Genomic DNA, 17,975 nt, shown 5'->3' on the forward strand with positions numbered 1-17,975 from the left:
CTGGTGGTGAAGCGCAAGGTAGTGCTCCTTCGTTGCTTGTAGCTGCGCCCTCAGGCGGGGGGGAGGCGTAATCCCCTTGCTCTGGAAGAGCTGGCGTACATTGCTTTCAACGTCGACTTTAGATCCGGATGAGACGGCTCTGCCACCGACAACCTTCAGCTGTTTAATGGCACCATCGAAACCTAAGGAAACTCTGAAAAAGACTTCCAAATCTGGTGAGATACGGCTGTCCCACGAACTGAACGGTTGAGCCCCGATGAAGCAAATGTCTTTCGCTGATGCCGAGTACGCAGGCAAACGTAAGCAGACCCGCCGTGAGCGTTTCCTGATTGAGATGGATCAGGTCGTGCCCTGGAAAGGCCTGATTGCGTTGATCGAGCCGCATTATCCGAAGGGTGAAGGCGGTCGTCCGGCGTATCCGTTGATGGCCATGCTGCGGGTTCATCTGATGCAAAACTGGTTCGGCTACAGCGATCCGGCGATGGAAGAGTCCCTCTACGAAACCACGATTCTGCGCCAGTTTGCCGGGCTGCATTTGGATCGGATTCCGGATGAAACCACGATCCTCAACTTCCGCCGGCTGTTGGAAAAACATGAGCTGGCCGGTGGGATTTTGCAGGTCATCAACGGCTATTTGGGCGACCGAGGTTTGCTGCTGCGTCAGGGAACTGTGGTCGATGCGACGATCATTCATGCGCCCAGTTCGACCAAGAACAAGGACGGTAAACGCGACCCCGAAATGCACCAGACAAAGAAAGGAAATCAGTACTATTTCGGGATGAAATCGCACATCGGTGTCGATGTTGAATCCGGTCTGGTACATAGCGTGGTGGGCACGGCGGCGAATGTGGCGGACGTGACTCAGGTCGATCAGTTGCTGCATGGCGAGGAAACTTACGTCTCTGGCGATGCCGGTTACACCGGCGTGGAGAAGCGTGCGGAGCATCAACATCGCCAGATGATCTGGTCGATCGCAGCGCGCCCCAGCAGCTATAAGAAGCATGCAAAAAAGAGCCTGATCGGTCGCATGCGCCGCAAAATCGAATACGCGAAAGCTCAAGTCCGGGCCAAGGTTGAGCATCCATTCAGGGTGATCAAGCGCCAGTTTGGTTATACGAAAGTCCGCTTCCGAGGCTTGGTGAAAAACACCGCGCAGCAGACCACACTGTTTGCCTTATCGAACCTGTGGATGATGCGAAAACGACTGTTGAATGCAGGCGAGGTGCGCCTGTGATGTGGACAATGAGCCCTGAAAAGGTGCTATTCCGCAAAAAACAGTGAACTGACAGGAGGAAAGGTCTGATTTTCGATTAAGTCGGTGTTTTTTGAACCTCAGACAGCGAGGCCGTTAAAAACGGCTGCTTACTTCAGACCTTCCCTAAGTCGTAGATGTCGGGTTTTTTGGATTTAAGGATGTCGTTAAACAGCGTGGGCCCAACGGTTTCAAAAATCTTAGTTTCATAGACGTTGAACTCCGGAGTGAATTGAATCTTGCCAGCGCTGTCCCTGGAAACGGTGGGCCGATTGGCTGTGAAATAAGATTTGTTGGCCGCAAATCGTTTTTCCATTTCAGTAATGACATGGGCGATCACTGGGTTGTCAGGGTGTGTTGCAAAGTTACTGGTGTTGTAGAACGCATTGTAGTCAGTCAGGCTATGTGCAACAGGTCTGTTGAGGATAATGTCAGTCGAACCTGCTTTTAATGCGCTGCTGCCACTGGCGATATTGGCTTGAATGACATCATCGGTGTCCAGATAAATACCGCCGTATTTATTCATGATCGGATAACGCGCTACATCCGATACGGCCGCAAGATTCTTGCCTTGCCCCTGTCGGAAGTAGTTGTACATGTCGCCATTTTTCAGCTGCTTGAGAAGCTCATCCTCATGCAGGTTCATCACCGTCAGGCCTGGAGCCCTGCTCTCCAGTTTGCTCTTTATTGCCTGAAAAATGCCGGGGTTGTCGGCATCTACGTGCAGAATGGATTTGTAGCCTGGCGTCCTGAGTGCATTGCTGACCATGTTTTCCACCAGATTGGCCGGGATATCCTGGCCGGCCCAGAAGTAATGGAACTCCTTGGGTAAGGGTTTTACATCATGGGGAATGTTTATGGCTGTCGGGGGGGAGATATCAACGAATTGGAACCTGTGGGCGTCGATCGGTTTGCTTTTTCTTAGCTCATTGAATGTTCCCCGCTGCCATTTGCCTTTGCCAGTTCTCCAGAAATACATATGGTTTAGTTCTTGAACGCCCGTAGAGAGATTGGTCGCCTTCCATGCCCCGACCGAGCTGTCGAAGATGACGTTATGCTCCACGCCCTGGTAATTGAGTGAGTAGGGATGCACCGAACTCCCTGTTGCTCTTATATCGTCCGTCGGGATTACGTAGGTACTGTCTCCAAGTTTCCAGGGTGTTGGAGCGTTCCCCGTACCCCCCACCAGTCGGTTTGTCCTTGAGGCAGGTTCCCATCCTGAAACACCAAGATCCCTGAGGGGTATATCCGGGGCGGAGCCTCCCGGGTGGCGGATGGTTCGCTGCCCATCTTGCACGCGTGATTCATACAGCTGCCCATCAACCTTTACATATTCCTTTTTGCTGCGGCCCACGTAGATATTGCCCTGCGCACCCTTGGTCGTGAGTTCATCCAGCGCAATATGTTTGATGTCATAACCCAATAAGTCGGTGTTGAGTGATTTGACTTCGCCATTGGCCGCCACCCGGCTTGGTGTGAAATCGCGAAGGGGTGGGCCAAAGGCGCGTTTCTTGAGCGTGTCGTATTGATGCCAATTGCCTTGAAACAAGACCACATTGCCTTCAACCGTCTTTTCTCCCACTTTGAACGTGCCGCTTGCCGCCAGGCCGTGCTGCTGGCTGGCAGTCTTCGCGACGTCATCGCTGCCGATGGCATGCAAGCTGTTGGGGTCGTTTAACTTAGGCACATCAACGTAAAAGTTATCCAGTGCCTTGCCGTACGCTTGCTTCGTGCGGGCGTCGAAGAGGTACCACTGCTGGGTCGCCTCGTCGAACTTCGCCAGGGCTCTGGTTTCAAGTGCGCTATTGGTTGCCTTGTAGGTGCCCTCGGCGATATCGGGTCTTTTTGCCAGTTCAAGCAGATTGACACTACGGTAGGAACCACGCAGGTGTTTGATCCCTTTGTGGGCGGTACGACCGAGGCCCACCACGCCCCGCGCCAGGTCATCAATACCGCCCAGTGGGTTAAGTGCGCCAATCGCTGCCCGCCCAATGATCTTGCCCGCCTGGCCTACTTTTGAAAGCACCGATGCGCCGGCTGAAAGCGCTTTTGCGCCCTTGGCCGCAGCACCCAGGCCGATTGCAAAACCGAAGATATCAAAGGCCAGATCGACAATGCCGGCACCAATATTGCCGTCTATGAAGTTTTTTATGGCTGATCTGAACGGGATCAGGTTCAGTGCTATCTCAGCAACGACCTGATGGGTTGGCACTTCGGTATCGAAGGTGGTTGCCCCCTTGGCGTACTGTTCGACCGCTGGAAAATCCATGTCCAGGATCATGGCGTCAGCGATGTATTGAGTCCTGGGGCTGCTGAAACTATTAGGTGCGCCTTGTGCCGATTCGTTGGCATCCGTTATCCCTGGCGAGTACTGCCCCTTGGGCTCGATCACGGGGAATTTTTTACCGTCTGAAACGTAGACATGACCACCGCTTGGAACGTATTCCCTGTAGGACTGTTCCGGTCTCCGGGTCACGGTGCCCTTCAAACGGTCGATTGCGTACGTCATGGCTTGGCCATTGCGCTCGGTTTTGACCAGCAATACGCCCGGCTCGACTCGAATGGGATGATCTTCCCGGAGGTAGCGAATTTCTTTGTGGATGCTTATTTTGCCGAGCTCCAGGTTCTGCCGGTCCTCCAGTGGCAGTTTTGAAACAAGGAGTTTGAGCTGCGCCGCCGTAGCTTTTTTCACACTGTTGGCGTAGCCGGGAAAGGTCTCTTTGAATGCTTGTAGCGGACGCGGCAAGTTTTTCAGGGTTGCCATGACACTGTCGACGTTGATCGCATCCGATGAGGAAACCCAGACTGCGGGTTTTCCATCAGGCGCAATATCGATTTGATCCCAAGTGATGCCCTTTATAAAACTACGGCCCTTTTCACCCCAGTTATCGGCCGACGTCGGCGCTCCGGACAGTGCGCGACCATCGATGTAAAGATCCAGCAGTGAGTAAGGCCCTGGAAAAAAACGGCTGGAGGGCTGTGAGTTAATACATTTCTTTTCGAATAGCTCGGGGGCCATGTCCGGCAGCGCTTTTTTCAGTTCTTCCAGGGCAATGTCTTTGGTCGTGGGCATCTGCGGAATTTGCGATTCAGAGGCCTCCATCAGTTCGCGGATTTGCGCATTGAATGCTTCGCGCACAGTGTTCAATGCGTCCGTGGTCACCGGGTAACTCATGCCGTTGGCCAGGCCCCACTCTTTGATCGCCTGGTTCTGGGCAACATATTCAACCTGGCGTTCTGTATCAGTGATCGGTGCTGTGCTGGCTTCGAGCATGACTTGCGCGTAGCTCATTGTTGCCGTCGTCCCTGGCGCCTTGGCTTCAAGGCGGGCGGTTGCCGTGACAAAGCTGACCCAACTGTGGGTGCCCACGACGACTTGGTCCGGAATGTCCTTGACCAGGAACGCCGGCGCCCGGCTAGCCAGTAGCAGATGAGCCTGAACCGCCGCTTTCTCGGGAGACGACGCGCTGCCCCTGGCAATCAGGTGATCCGCCAATTGCTTGATGACCGTCGAGGCCGACTTGCCCGTGTTTTGTGCCGAGACCAACGAGTAGCCTTGGATTTGGCCGGGTGCCTGGCTATCTGTTTCGTGCTCAGCACTGTTGTTGCCTGGCAGGTGCAAGGCCGCCAGCAGCCAGTCGACAGCACTGCCTTTGACTGCACGAGCTTCGAAGGTGGCTTGAATGGCGCTACCCAGCGCCTTGCCTCGGGGCGAGTTGATCAAGCCGTCGATCAACAGTGGCGGATGACGCAGTTCCTCAGGCGTGATAGGCCTGTTGTCCAACAGATAATCCAGCACACGGTTAAACGGGGTCAGCGCGATATCGCCGAACTGACCGGTGCGTAAATCCGCCTTCAACTGTTCCTGGCTGGCGGGGTCGAGCGGCACAGGCCAGGCCAGCGCGCCACCCAGGTTGCCATGGGTGGGTGCCCTGGGTGTCGGTGTGGAGAGGGCGGCGGCAAGGTTTTCCAGTTCTGCGTGACTGTTGGGGATATCCCAGCCGTGGTCTTCCAGAAACTGGAGAAGGCTGACGCTGTTCGACGGACCTGCGTTGGGCACCTGATAAGTCCGGTCGAAGGATAATTCGAGCGTCCTCTTCTTCAGCTCATCCCTGATGTGCCCGCCGTATTCGATACCTCCCTCTACGCGAGCTGCCAGGTGGCGCAGTTCGGCGATGGCCTGGTAGAGGTTGCGAGTGTCGCCCAAATGCGCCCTCTGGGTTTGAAGTGCCTCCTCGCTGCGAGACTTGATCAAACTGCCGGAGGTTGTCGGCTCAAGTTTTTTAAAGCCCTGGTCTTGAGCGATTTGTGCCGCACGCTGGCGTATCGAGGGCCCGGTAAGGTCCAGCGGCTCTTTATAAAAGTGTCCGACCAACCAGTACGGGACTGGCTCCTCAAGATCGCTTGTCGGGGGGGCGAAGGTCGTGTCGGCATGGCCGGCCGAGATGACACGCCCCGCCTGGAGGATCGGCTCGCTGATTGAGGCCCAATGCCGGTCGTCTTGCCCGAGAGTGTGCCGCTTCTGTTCGGGATCGAGATGGCGTTGGAGCTTGAAAGAGATCTGGCCCGACTCGGGATTGAGTTGGATCGAGCCGGTGTGAATGCCTTTGCTCTCGATCCATTGACGGACTTCGGGCGATTTAAAGGCATTTCGCAACTGCGCCCACCACTGGCCGAATGTGGAGTCGGGGGCGATTGTGTTGATTTTGACATCTCTCTGGCGATTGGCCAGTTGCAGTAGCGCTGCGTGGTACTCCATTGCCAGCTCACGGTCACCGTTGGTGCGAGAGTCTTCAGCCGTTTCTGGTGGGGGGCCGGCTTCACGTTTTGGCCGGGAGAGCGGCTGTAGCGCAGTGGTGTCTGGAGTGGGCAGTGGGTGGCGTTGCGTGCGAATGCTGGAAACACTGTTCATAAGGTGTGCCGCCTGAGGGATCGAGGAGAGGGCCAGGTTTAAGCCGCTGCCATGGCATCAACCCTGTGTAGCCTTTCTCCCCTTATTGATTCCCTCAGCTAGTCAAGCTGTCGTTGCCTTTTGTTTCGATCGCTGCTCTCAAGTAGACACTCAGTGTCGGGGCGACGGGTCAGAAGTTCCAACGCGTAGTGAGCATGACATTGCGTGGGTCGCCGTAGTAAGCGGTGTTATAGAACCCAATGTTGGTGTAGTACTTCTTGTCGAACGCGTTGTTCAGGTTCAGCGTCGCGGACAGGTTCTCGGTGACCTGATAGCGCGCCATCAGGTCCACCAGCCAGTAGGCTTCCTGGGCAAACTCCTCATTCTTGGCCTTGTAGCGGTTGTACAGCTCCTGCCAGCTACGGTTCTGCCAGCGCGCGCCGCCGCCGATGGTCAAGCGGTCCAGCGAGCCTTTGAGTGTGTAGGTGGTGTAGAAGCTGAGCTGGTCTTCGGGTTCCCAGGTCGAGACTTTCTGCCCGCTCTCGTCGCGGATGATCTTGTGGGTATAGCCGGCCTGGGCCTGCCAGCCGGGCAGCAGCTCACCGGACATTTCGGCCTCGAAGCCTTTGGTCTTGGCTTCGATACCCTTGGAGGCATAGCCCAATGACGGGTTGGTCGGCGCCGCGTTGTATTCGGCGTCGGCCTCTGCGCGATGGCTCTGGTGTACTTCAAAGTAGGCCAGGCTGGTGTTGAGCCGCCCGCCAAGGAATTCACCCTTGATGCCGCCCTCGTAGTTCTTGCCTTCGGAGGGTTCCAGCAGCTTGTTGTTGCGGTCGCGGCTGTAGCTTTGCGGCATGAAGATATCGGTGTAGCTGGCGTAGGCCGTGAAGTTTTCGTTCAGGTCATAGGTAACGCCGGCGTAGGGTACAAGCCGCCCGGTTTCCGTGGAGTCGTCGGTGCCGCGCAATGTGTAGCTGGCCACGCGGGCGCCGAGGAACAGGTTCAACGGGTCGGCCAGGTTCAAGCGCGTGCTCATGTAGCCCGCGCTCTGCCGGGTGGTCTGGTCATTGATGGCGGTGGGCGTGCCCCAGTCGGGTTCGGCGATGTTGCCGTCGAAGTTCCAGAAGTCCACCACATTGCCATTGGGGTGTTTCACGCTGCCGTAGTCCTTGCCTTTCCAGTGGGAGTTGGAGGCCGAGCCACCCACTACCAGTTCATGCTCGCGCCCCAGCAGGCTGAACGGACCACTGAGGTACACATCGGCGGCATTGGCGCGGGTCTGGCCGGTGAATTTGTTGGCGTATACCGTGGACAGGCCGGTGTCGGGATTCGGCGCACTTTGTATCGAACCCAGCGGGGCGTGGTAGCCGCTGAGCTGATGGGTCACCTGCGCCTTGGCTACCCAGCCGTTGGCGAAGCTGCGCTCCAGGGTGGCGAAGACGCCCCGATTGTATTGCTCCCAACGGCTCCACTTGGCGCCGTTGTTATAGGAGCGCTTGACGTCGATGCGCTCGCCCTTGGTGTTGAACAACGGGCGGCTGCCGGACCAGCCCGAGCCCATGGGATCGTTGTCCTGGTAGTCAAAACCCACGGTCAGCAAGGTGTCATCGTCGAGGTCCGCTTCCAGCGAACCGAAGTAGACGCTGGTCTTGCGCTGGTAGCGCTCCATGAACGAATGCTTGTCCTGATAGGCCGCCACGGCGCGCCCGCGAATGTTGCCGTTGTCAGTCAACGGTCCGCTGATGTCGACCTGGGAGCGATAGTTATCCCAGCTGCCGGCACCCAGCTCGATACTGGCCTTGAAGTCACGGGTCGGTTTTTTGCGGATCAGGTTCAGGGTCGCGCCCGGCGCACCGGCACCGGTCAGCAGGCCGGTGGCGCCTTTTAGAATCTCGACCCGGTCATAAATCGCCATGTCACTCAGGGTCTGTCCGGACGAGTAGGCCGAGTTACGCAGGGTGGGGATGCCGTCGTACTGGAAGTTCTCGATGGAAAACCCACGGGCGAAGTAGTTGGTGCGCTCGCTGTCATAGGTCGACACCGTGATGCCGGGGGTGTGGCGCATCACATCGTCAATGGCGTTGAGGCCGAAGTCGTCCATGTGCTGGCGGGTGATCACGGTGATCGACTGCGGGGTCTCGCGGGGCGTCAGGACCATGCGTGTGGCGGTGGCGATGGTGCCCGGGGTGTAGGAACCCGTGCCCTCGGTCACGGTGCCCAGTTGGTTGGACGTGATCTCGGTGGTGGCCAGTGCGAGGGGGCCATTACCCTTGTTCAAAACCTGTAACTGGTAGCCATCGGCACTGGCCTGCACCGCGAGGCCGGTGCCTGCCAAGACCTTGGCAAAGCCATCCACCACGCTGTAGCTGCCGCGCACGCCAGCACTGTGCAGGCCGGCGACTTGCTGCGACTGGAAGGAAATCGGCGTGCCGGCGGCCTGGGCATAGCGGCTCAGAACATCGCCGAGGGGGCCTGGGGCGATATCGAAGGCCTGGACCTGTTGCTGCGCGTAACCAATGGCCGGCAATGCCAGCGGCAGGCAGCCAAACAGCAAGCGACTGGCCAGCAGCAGGCTGCCACGGGTCGATGGGGTGGAAGACATGTAATCGGTGCTCCTATGGATGTTGGCCAAGGAAAGGACGCGGCAAAACCGAAAACACGCAGACTTTATTGAGAATTATTCGTACTGTTTTTCAAGGACACGCGAATGATCCAGGGGGTGTAGCTGCTGACCTCGATCGGCAGCGTGCGCTGGAGCAGGCGCAAGGCCCGTGCAGGGTCGTCGAAAGGCAGCATCACCGTGACCCGCAAACCTTGCAGGGCCTGACGATCGAACAGCAACAGGCCGCTGCGATGGCGGCCCAGGCGCTCCAGCACATCCGCCAGGGGTTCGTCGTTGGCCAGCAGTTGATGGGTATTCCAGGCGGCCTCGTGGGCGCGGGCATCGAATGGTTCCACGACCCCAGGGCCACTTGCCTCAAGGCGCACCCGTTGGCCGGGGTTGAGGGTCAGTTGCTGGGTGCCGCTGTCGATGCGGGTAGACGATTCGAGCATCCTGACCACTGTCGCGTCGCCGCTGCGTTCCACGATAAAGCGCGTACCCAGGGCACGGATGCTGCCTTGTGGGGTATCGACATAGAACGGGCGCTGGGCATCCTTGGCCACATCTACCAGCACTTCACCCTGCAGCAGCCGCACGCGGCGTTGGTGCGCGTCGAAGTGCAGGTCCACGGCCGAACCGCCATCCAGTTGCAGGGCGCTGCCATCGGCCAGGCGTTGTCGCTGCCACTGGCCGCTGGCGCTGCTGAGGTCGGCGAACAGATAGCCGCGCTGGCTGTACTGATAAGTCGGCAGGGCGAGCAGGCCGATTAACAGGCTGAGTGCCAGGCCCTTGATCGCCTTTGGCTGTTGGCGCGCCCGGCGTAAGGCTGCGCGGGCCGGTGCCTGCTTGAGCGGCGACAGGTGGCCCTGCAAGCGCGCGACCGCCAACGGGTGCTGCGGGTCGGCGGCCAACCAGGCATGGAAGGCCTGCTGGCTGGCGGTGTCGGACTGATGGTCGAGGCGCACCAGCCACTCGGCGGCTTGGCGCAGGATGGCCGGGGTCATGCCTGAGTGCACGCGTCGCAGGCCAGCAGGGCTTCTACCAGGTCCTGTTGCACGGTGCGCACCGAAACCCCGAGGCGTTCGGCGATCTGTGCCTGATCCAGGCCATCGAGGTGGCGCAGGATAAAGGTCTCGCGAATTCGCGGCTTCATCCGCGCCAAAGCGCGGTCAATCGCTTCCAGCACCTGCACCGCCTGCAGAATCTGCTCGGGGGAGGGGGCCTGTTCAAGGTACTGGGCACAGCGTTCCAGCTCCTCTTGGTAGGCCCGTTCCAGGCGGCGCCGGCGATTTTTGTCCATCAACAGGCGGCGGGCCACAGTGGCGAGATAGGCCTGGGGCTCGCGGGGCGCCACATAGGGCTCAGCCGACAGTAGGCGGATAAACGTGTCGTGTGCCACGTCTGCCGCGTGATGGGAGCAATCTACGCGGCGGCGCAACCAGCTCAACAGCCAGCCGTGATAGCCGCGGTACAGGGCTTCAAGCGTCGCGGCTTCGGCGGGTTGGGCGGGTTTCATGCGAAAAATTCGTAAGTGGGAATTAATCTTATTCTAGTTGTTTCTGATTGGCGGCTGCAATGGTCGAGGGCGCGTTGGTCTTGAGATCAGCCTTTTGAACGTCTTTATAGAGGGCGTCGAAGAAAGCCGGGTCGACCAGGCGGCGCTGTTCAGGGACAGGGGGCTTTATGCCGTCAATCAACGGGGTTTTATGTGGTTAATTTTTGTATATCGGTCAAGTTCATTTGGTTTTTATGACCGAGCGGCGATGGTTTAGTGGGATATGGCCCTGGGAGGGCGGTCTGTAAGCCCGGTTCCTGCGCATATAAACCCAATCAAACACGGGGTTGTGCGTGGAAAGTATGCAAAGGTAACGGTGTTCGCTATTGGTGTGTAGTTTGGTAGCGCTTTTTGTGCGAATTGACTGAATCCACAGTAACGTCCTTTTGGCAGAGTCAGGTAGGTGGGCAACGAATCGGTCAGTTTTCTACGCAATGTTTAAAGCGTGGGTATCAACAAACATTGGACGTTTTCATGGCTGGAAACGCTCATCCTGCCGCCACCCCCTTGGGCAATGAGTGAATGGCCATGGCCAATCGGTCATTCCAACCCCGGTTCGGTCAGTGGCATATGCCCTGCACCCTATCAAGACAACACATGCGTTCACTTCACCCATAGGCTTGATCATGACCAAACCCTTCCCGAATCAGAGCGGTATCTACGACGTCATCGTGGTGGGCGGTGGCGTTGTGGGGTGCGCGATGGTCCGGCGCTTTACCCTGGAGGGCGCGCGGGTGCTGTTGCTGGAAAAAAGCCCGGACATTCTGTCTGGGGCGAGCAAAGGCAACAGCGCGATCTTGCACACCGGCTTCGATGCGCCAACCGGCAGCCTGGAGCTGCAATGCATGAAGGACGGCTATCAGGAGTACCTGGACATCCACCAGAAGATGTCGCTGCCGCTGCTCAAGACCGGCGCGATGGTGGTGGCCTGGAGCGAGGATGACCTGGGCAAGTTGCAAGGCATCGTCGAGCAGGCACACGCCAATGGGATTGCCGATGTCAGCCTGATCGGCCGTGAGCGGGTGCGCAGCCTGGAACCGCACTTGGCACATAATGCCCTGGGGGCGGTCCAGGTGCCCGGCGAGTTCCTGATCGATCCGTGGTCGGCGCCCCTGGGTTATCTGCTTCAGGGCCTGATGCATGGGGCACAGGTGCGGTTCAATACCGAGGTCAACGGCGGTTATTTCGATGGCGACCTCTGGGCCCTGGAAACCACCAATGGGTTTATCCGGGGCCGCACGGTCATCAACTGCGCCGGGTTGTTCGGCGATGTGCTGGAGCAGCAGTTGCTGGGCGCGTCGAGCTTCTCCATTCACCCGCGCAAAGGCCAGTTCGTGGTGTTCGACAAGGCGGCCGCGCGCTATCTGGGCAATATCATCCTGCCGGTGCCCAATGAACGCACCAAGGGCATCGTCCTGACTCGCACGGTCTACGGCAACCTGTTGGTGGGGCCTACCGCCGAAGAACAGGAAGACCGCTTGCATGCAGGCCTGGACAGCGATGTGCTGCGCCAGCTGGTGGAGGCTGCTGTCGAGCGTATGCCTGCGCTCGACGGCATGCCGGTCACCGCCACCTACGCTGCGCTGCGGCCCGCCACGGAAAAGAAAGAGTATCGGGTGCAGCGGGTCGAAGGTAAGAACTGGATCAGTGTCGGCGGCATCCGCTCCACCGGTCTGACAGCGGCCCTGGGCATCGCCCGGCATGTGTTCAGCCTTTATCAGCGCGAGCACACGAAGATTCCCGCGCCCACTTTGCAATGGCCCGCGCTGCCCAACCTTGCCGAACATCTGCCGCGCGATTACCAGAGCCCAGGCTACGGCGAAATCGTCTGCCACTGTGAAATGGTGACCCTGCGGGAAATCCAGAACGCCTTGGCCAGCGCGTTGCCACCCGGTGACCTCGGTGGCCTGAAGCGCCGTACACGTGCCTGCATGGGGCGCTGCCAGGGTTTTTATTGTGGGGCGCGGGTGGCCGAGCTGAGCGCTGGCCATCTGGCCATTCCCCTTGCAACAGGTGTTTGTCATGAAGCCCATTGAAGTCGAAAACATTGATGTCGCGATTATCGGGGGCGGGCCGTCGGGACTGTCGGCGGCGATGACCCTGCGCAAGCTGGGTGTCGACAAGGTCGTGGTGCTCGAACGTGAGCCCGAGGCGGGCGGCATCCCGCGCCATTGTGGGCATCCGCCCTTTGGTTTGCGCGAATATGGCCGGGTCTACACGGGGCCGGGGTATGCGCGCAAAAATGTCGCGCAGGCGTTGAAGGTGGGGGTGCAGATCCGCCTCAAGCACTCGGTGACGCAGATGGGCCAGGGTGGACGCCTGGAGGTGGTCAGCCCGCAAGGGGCCAGGATTGTCCAGGCACGCCGGGTGCTGATCGCCACCGGAGCCCGGGAAACACCACGTTCGGCGCGCCTGCTGGGTGGTGATCGCCCGCTGGGGGTGATCAATACCGGTGCGTTCCAGTCCTACCTGTACCTGGAGCACCTCAAGCCCTTTGAGCGTCCGTTGATTGTCGGTACTGAGCTGGTCAGCCTGTCGGCGGTCATGAGTTGCCGGCGCGCGGGGATCCAGCCGGTGGCGATGATTGAGGTCAACCCGCGGGCCACGGCGCGCTGGCCGCTGTCGCTGTTCCCACGGCTGTGCGGGGTGCCGATGCATTTCGGCGCGCAACTCCTGCAAATCCACGGTACCGGGCGGGTGGAGGGGGCGACGGTGCGCCTGGCCAATGGGCAGACCCAGACGTTTGACTGTGACGGCGTGCTGCTCACCGGCCAGTTCACCCCCGAATCCAGCCTGGTGCGCTTGAGTGACCTGCGGCTCGATCTCAAAAGCGGTGGCCCGCATATCGATCAATACGGGCGCTGTTCAGACCCGGCCTACTTTGCTGCGGGCAATCTGCTGCGTCCCGTTGAGACGGCAGGTTGGTCGTTTCGCGAAGGCCATAAGATCGCTACGATGATCGCCCGCGACTTGCAGGGGCAATTGCCGGCTGCCGCGCCGAGCATCGAGATTGCCTGCAAGGGCGACTTGAAACTCTGCGTGCCGCAGCGCCTGAGCCTGTCTGCTGTGGCGGGTATGCCACACCTGCAACTGCGGGTCAGCCGCGAGGTGAAAGGGCGCCTGGTGGTTCGGGCCGACGGTGAGGAAATCTGGTCGCGCGCCGGCAGTTCGCTGCCCGAACGGCGGATTCTGATACCCATCGCCAGCCTGAACCTGCCCCAGGGCGTACAGCAACTCGAAGTCGACTTTGTCGGCCAATAACAAGACCTGCCGAGGAGTCTTTAACATGCGGATTGCCGCGCTCGATCAAGGCACCACCAGCACCCGCGTGTTGGTGGTGAGCGACAATGGGTCTGCCGATATCCAGCTCTCATTGCGCCACCAGCAACACCATCCCCATCCAGGCTGGGTGGAGCACGATCCACTGGAGTTGCTCAACAACCTGCAGCGTTGCCTGGAGGCCACCGGCCATGTAGACGCCATCGGCCTTGCCAACCAGGGCGAAAGTTGCCTGGCATGGGATGCCCAGACCGGCGAGCCGTTGTCCCCGGTTATCGTCTGGCAGGACAATCGCACCTCGGCCGAGATCGCCCAATTGCGTGGCGACGGCGGCGAAGCCTTGACCCTGGAGCGTGCTGGGTTGCCCCTGGACCCGTATTTCTCGGCGAGCAAGCTGGCCTGGATCGTGCGCAACCTGCCAGCGGCGCAGAGCGCGTTGCAGGCCGGCCGGCTGCGCCTGGGCACCACCGATGCGTATTTTCTCGACCGCCTGACCGGGGTCTTCGCCACCGATGTCACCACCGCTTCGCGCACCTCGCTGATGAACCTGGCGACCGGGCAGTGGGACAGCCAGCTCTGCGAGCTGTTTGGCGTGCCGATGCACACCCTGCCGCAGATCCGCGACACCGTCGGGCACTTTGGCGAGATCGGCGCCACGCCGGTCACCGCCTCGATCGTCGACCAGCAAGCCTCACTCTATGGCCATGGTTGCCGCAATGAAGGCGACGCCAAGATTACCTTCGGCACCGGGGCGTTTGCCCTGACATTGACCGGCGAGCAGATCATCCGCGCGCCGGAAAAGGGCCTGCTGGCAACCATTGCCTGGCAGATCGACGGCACGCCCACCTATGCCATGGACGGTGGCGTGTACGATGCCAGCGCCGCCGTGGAGTGGGCGGGGCGGCTCGGCTTGTTCACGGACTTTTCGGAACTGGCGGCGTTCGATGAGCCACCGGCCATTGGCCGCCAACTGGCCTTTGTGCCGGCATTGTCCGGGCTCGCTTGCCCCCACTGGGATCGCAGCGCGGCAGCCCTGTGGGTCGGCATGAATGGCAGCACCACGCGCCAGGATATGTGCCAGGCCGTGCTCGAAGGCGTGGCGTTGCGCAGTGTTGAAGTGATCACGGCCATGGACGGGTTTCTCAGTGTCACTGACCACCTGTCCATCGATGGCGGCCTGGCACGCAGCCCGTATTTTGCGCAGTTCCTTGCCGATGCTTTGCAGCGTTGCATTGTCACCCAGCGCTTTGATGAGTTGACCGCGTTCGGCTGCGCAGCACTGGCAGCCAAAGGCCTTGGGGTCGCCCTCAAGCCGCCGCGTAACACCAGCACCACCTTTCACCCTAAAGTCAGTGCCGAGCAAGCCCAGCAGTGGCGTGCCTCGTTCAGTGATGCGGTGATGCGCTGCCGCGACTGGCGCTGACGGGTCACCATTCGGGTCGGTTCAGGCCAGGGGCTTGCAGTACTTCAACCTGGGCCTGGGCCAGGGCCTTGGCCAGTTCGCCCAAGGGCTTGCGGTCGATGATCAAGCGGTCGATGCGTTCCAGGGGGAACACCTGGAACAGCGCGTGCTTGCCCATCTTCGAGGAGTCGGCAATGACCGTGAGGTAGCGCGTGCGGGCGATCATGGCGCGGGTAATTTCCGCCTCTTCGATGGAGAAGTCGAAGGCGCCGTCGCTGTTCAGGGCGCCAATGGTGACTACCGCATGTTCCGCGTTGAAGCGTGCGATCTGCTCCATGGCCAGTGCGCCGATGTTCTGTTCCGACTCGGGGCGGTATTCGCCGCCGATCATGAAGACGCGATTACCGCTGGCGCCAATGGCGGCGGCGATCAACAAGGAGTTGGTGATGACAGTGATGCGGTTGAGCTTTGCCAGTTCGCGGGCAAAGAACAGGGTGGTGGTGCCGGTGTCGATCAGCAGGCTGTCGCCCGGCGCATAAAGCCCGGCGGCGAAGCGCGCCACCGCGCGTTTCTCCTGGGAGAATTCATTCATCCGGGTCTGGAAGGCGTTCTCGTGTTCACCGCTGGGTGGCAGCGAGGCGCCGCCATGGAACTTAGTGACCTGGCCGTCTTCGGCCAGGGCTGTAAGGTCGCGGCGAATGGTCTCTTGCGAAGTACTGAGGGTCCGTGCCAATTCGTCGACTGAAATACGCTCACGCGAGCGCAGCAGCTCAAGGATATGTTGGCGTCTTTCGTTGGGGCGCATGGGTCATCATCCTCTTGCTGCTACATGAATGCGCCACGGGTGCGCAGCGTTGTTACCGAGGCACTCAAATGATGCCGCAGCTGCGCGCGGTGGAGCGCTTGAGCGCCGTTGCCGAGGGCATGAACGGGGGATTGGCGTTTGCCGTTCACGGCCTTGGAGTGCGCTGCGTTGAAAGGTGTGAGCAGAGATTACGCAATAGAATTGACCGATTCCAGTGGGTTTAACCCGCAAAACCACAAGAAACACACGATTGGCATGGGAAATGGTTAGTAATAGGGTGTAAAAGCGCCGCAAATGGGGCTGTAAACGTGTTTGGCCAATGGAGCGACCGAACTGGGGCGTACTCCTACAAAAACAATTGATTCAGTACAGATGGAGCGAAAGCAATGGCGCAATTCGGTAATTACGTTATTTACCTGATCATGATCGGCGCGGTGGTGGGCGCGTTTGCGTCCGTGATCAAGCCGGACAGTGGCCTGGGCAAGGAGTTTGTCAACGGTATCCACTCCATTGGCCCGGTGTTCCTGGCGCAGGCGGGGATCATGATCGCGATCCCGTACCTGTCGAAATTCATCGAGGTCGCACTCGGGCCGTACTTTGGCGCGATGGGCTCCGACGTCTCCATTGCGGCGCTGTCGATCATTGCCGTGGACATGGGAGGCTACCAGCTTGCCGATGCCCTGGCGGCGAACCGCGACATGTGGATTACCGCGATGATCGTCGGCTACACCTCCGGCGCAACCATCGTCTACCTGATTCCGGTCGGCTTGATGATGCTTGAGCGCAAGGACCACAAATACCTGGCGCTGGGGGCCATGGCCGGGCTGATCAGCATCCCGTTTGCCGTGCTCGCGTCACTGATGATGATCACTGCCTTCAACCTGCCGGTACGAGACATCGTCTCCACCACCTCGCCGGCCCTGCATTACCTGAGCCTGGACTTTGTCGATTGCGTGCGGTTGCTGGCGCCGCTGTTTGTGTTCTGCTTCCTGCTGGCGGCCGGCCTGCGCTACCGGGCGTCGTGGATGGTGGCGGGGTTCCTGGTGTTCGGCAAATTGATGGATGCCTTTATCAAGATCGTCCTGGCGCTGGCCATCGTCGAGCACTTCACCGGGTTCTTCATGAAAAACTTCGGCGTGTGGGGCTTTGACCCGATGTTCGCTGACGAGAAGGAGTTGTTCCGGGCCATCGAGATTGCCGGCTATATCGGCATTATGCTCGCCGGTACTTTCCCGATCTGCTACCTGTTCAACCGCTACTGCAAGAAGCCTATGGAAGTGCTGGGCCGGCACATTGGCCTGTCGGCGGATGGCGCGGCGGCGTTTGTCATGGTGTTTGCCAACATCATCGCGGTCTACCACCTGTTCAAGAAAATGAATGCCCGGGACAAGGTCCTGTGTGTAGCCCTGGGCGTCTGCGCGCAGGCCACCATCGGCGACCACCTGGCCTTTACCGCGAACTTCCAGCCGACGCTGATCATGCCGATCCTGCTCGCCAAGCTGTTTGGCGGCCTGCTCGCGGTGGCGATCGCGATCAAGATCTCCGTGCCTGCCGCCCAGCGCTACGAAGCGCAGGAGCGCGAGCGCGACGAAGCCGCTGCACCGGGAGTACCCGTTGCCCAGGCGGTATGACGCCCACTGTTCTATCACCGCAAGGGTGCGAGCCCTTGCACTGCCCTGAGGTAATAATGAGAAAGATCTTTCTGGCCTGCCCCTACAGCCATGCCGATGCGTCAGTCACCCATGAGCGCTTTATCCAGTGCAACAAGGTGGCGGCCACGATCATCGAGTCGGGCCATGGGGTGTTCAGTCAGGTGTCGATGTCGCACCCGATCAACCTGGCGTTTGAAGGTAAGGACAGCGCCACCATCGGCAAGCTGTGGGCGCCGGTGGATGCGCTGTTCATGGACATGATGGAAGAGCTGATCATCCTTGATTTGCCAGGCTGGGACCTGAGCTCCGGAATCAAGCGCGAGATCGAGTTCTTCAAGAACCGCGGGCAGAAGGTCAGCCTGTGGTCCGAGGTTTCTGGCGAGTTCAACTAGTCCTTCCGGCGACCGTGGCTGGGTGACAGGCAGGCCGGCGTCGACCATTTCCTGCCAGCGATGTCCCCTGTAGGAGCGGGCTTGCCCGCGATGGCGGCTTCAGCTGGTGGCTGCTCCACCGCTATCGCCAGCAAGCCGGCTCCTA

General features: G+C 59.7%; 11 protein-coding genes. 6 read left to right on the forward strand and 5 right to left on the reverse strand.

What is annotated here, in order from left to right; translation table 11 throughout:
* Positions 1 to 256 precede the first annotated feature (256 nt).
* The gene (locus HZ99_RS01975; RefSeq protein ID WP_033902000.1) at positions 257 to 1,234 is read left to right on the forward strand and encodes an IS5 family transposase; all 978 of its coding nucleotides are present in this window, start codon (positions 257 to 259) and stop codon (positions 1,232 to 1,234) included.
* A 133-nt stretch (positions 1,235 to 1,367) separates the two neighbouring features.
* On the opposite strand, the gene HZ99_RS01980 is transcribed toward HZ99_RS01975, so the two are convergent.
* From HZ99_RS01980 to HZ99_RS01995, 4 genes are all read right to left on the reverse strand, one after another.
* Complete coding sequence (locus HZ99_RS01980) at positions 1,368 to 6,164, reverse strand: glycosyltransferase (RefSeq protein ID WP_080727646.1); 4,797 nt, start codon at positions 6,162 to 6,164, stop codon at positions 1,368 to 1,370.
* Positions 6,165 to 6,333: 169 nt separating this feature from the next.
* Positions 6,334 to 8,745 carry a TonB-dependent siderophore receptor gene (locus HZ99_RS01985; RefSeq protein WP_080727647.1) on the reverse strand — a complete coding sequence of 804 codons (2,412 nt, stop codon included), beginning with the start codon at positions 8,743 to 8,745 and terminating at the stop codon, positions 6,334 to 6,336.
* 65 nt (positions 8,746 to 8,810) lie between these two features.
* A complete protein-coding gene (locus HZ99_RS01990; protein ID WP_038440961.1) occupies positions 8,811 to 9,749 on the reverse strand; it encodes a FecR family protein in 939 nt (312 codons plus the stop codon).
* The gene (locus tag HZ99_RS01995; RefSeq protein WP_038440963.1) at positions 9,746 to 10,261 is read right to left on the reverse strand and encodes a sigma-70 family RNA polymerase sigma factor; all 516 of its coding nucleotides are present in this window, start codon (positions 10,259 to 10,261) and stop codon (positions 9,746 to 9,748) included. Before HZ99_RS01995 ends, HZ99_RS01990 begins: the two co-directional genes overlap by 4 nt.
* Positions 10,262 to 10,926: 665 nt before the next feature.
* Here HZ99_RS01995 and HZ99_RS02000 point away from each other — a divergent pair.
* From HZ99_RS02000 to HZ99_RS02010, 3 genes are read left to right on the forward strand one after another with little or no spacing between them, the layout of a single operon-like run.
* Positions 10,927 to 12,336: an NAD(P)/FAD-dependent oxidoreductase gene (locus tag HZ99_RS02000; protein WP_038440965.1), complete on the forward strand. Its 1,410-nt coding sequence runs from the start codon at positions 10,927 to 10,929 to the stop codon at positions 12,334 to 12,336.
* Positions 12,323 to 13,561, forward strand: a complete 1,239-nt coding sequence (locus HZ99_RS02005) for an NAD(P)/FAD-dependent oxidoreductase (RefSeq protein WP_038440967.1) — start codon at positions 12,323 to 12,325, stop codon at positions 13,559 to 13,561. Before HZ99_RS02000 ends, HZ99_RS02005 begins: the two co-directional genes overlap by 14 nt.
* A 25-nt stretch (positions 13,562 to 13,586) precedes the next feature.
* Positions 13,587 to 15,002, forward strand: a complete 1,416-nt coding sequence (locus HZ99_RS02010; RefSeq protein ID WP_038440968.1) for an FGGY family carbohydrate kinase — start codon at positions 13,587 to 13,589, stop codon at positions 15,000 to 15,002.
* 4 nt (positions 15,003 to 15,006) lie between these two features.
* On the opposite strand, the gene HZ99_RS02015 is transcribed toward HZ99_RS02010, so the two are convergent.
* Positions 15,007 to 15,786, reverse strand: coding sequence for a DeoR/GlpR family DNA-binding transcription regulator (locus HZ99_RS02015; RefSeq protein ID WP_038440969.1), 780 nt, complete (start codon positions 15,784 to 15,786; stop codon positions 15,007 to 15,009).
* Positions 15,787 to 16,172: 386 nt separating this feature from the next.
* Between HZ99_RS02015 and eutH the strand changes: the two genes are divergently transcribed.
* Positions 16,173 to 17,417 (forward strand): ethanolamine utilization protein EutH, encoded by a 1,245-nt coding sequence (gene eutH, locus HZ99_RS02020; protein ID WP_038440970.1) that lies wholly within the window; start codon positions 16,173 to 16,175, stop codon positions 17,415 to 17,417.
* Between the two features lie 56 nt (positions 17,418 to 17,473).
* On the forward strand, positions 17,474 to 17,830 hold the full coding sequence (locus tag HZ99_RS02025; RefSeq protein WP_038440971.1) for a DUF1937 family protein: 357 nt from the start codon (positions 17,474 to 17,476) through the stop codon (positions 17,828 to 17,830).
* Positions 17,831 to 17,975: the final 145 nt, after the last annotated feature.

It is taken from the genome of Pseudomonas fluorescens (genome assembly GCF_000730425.1).
Taxonomy (GTDB): domain Bacteria; phylum Pseudomonadota; class Gammaproteobacteria; order Pseudomonadales; family Pseudomonadaceae; genus Aquipseudomonas; species Aquipseudomonas fluorescens_X.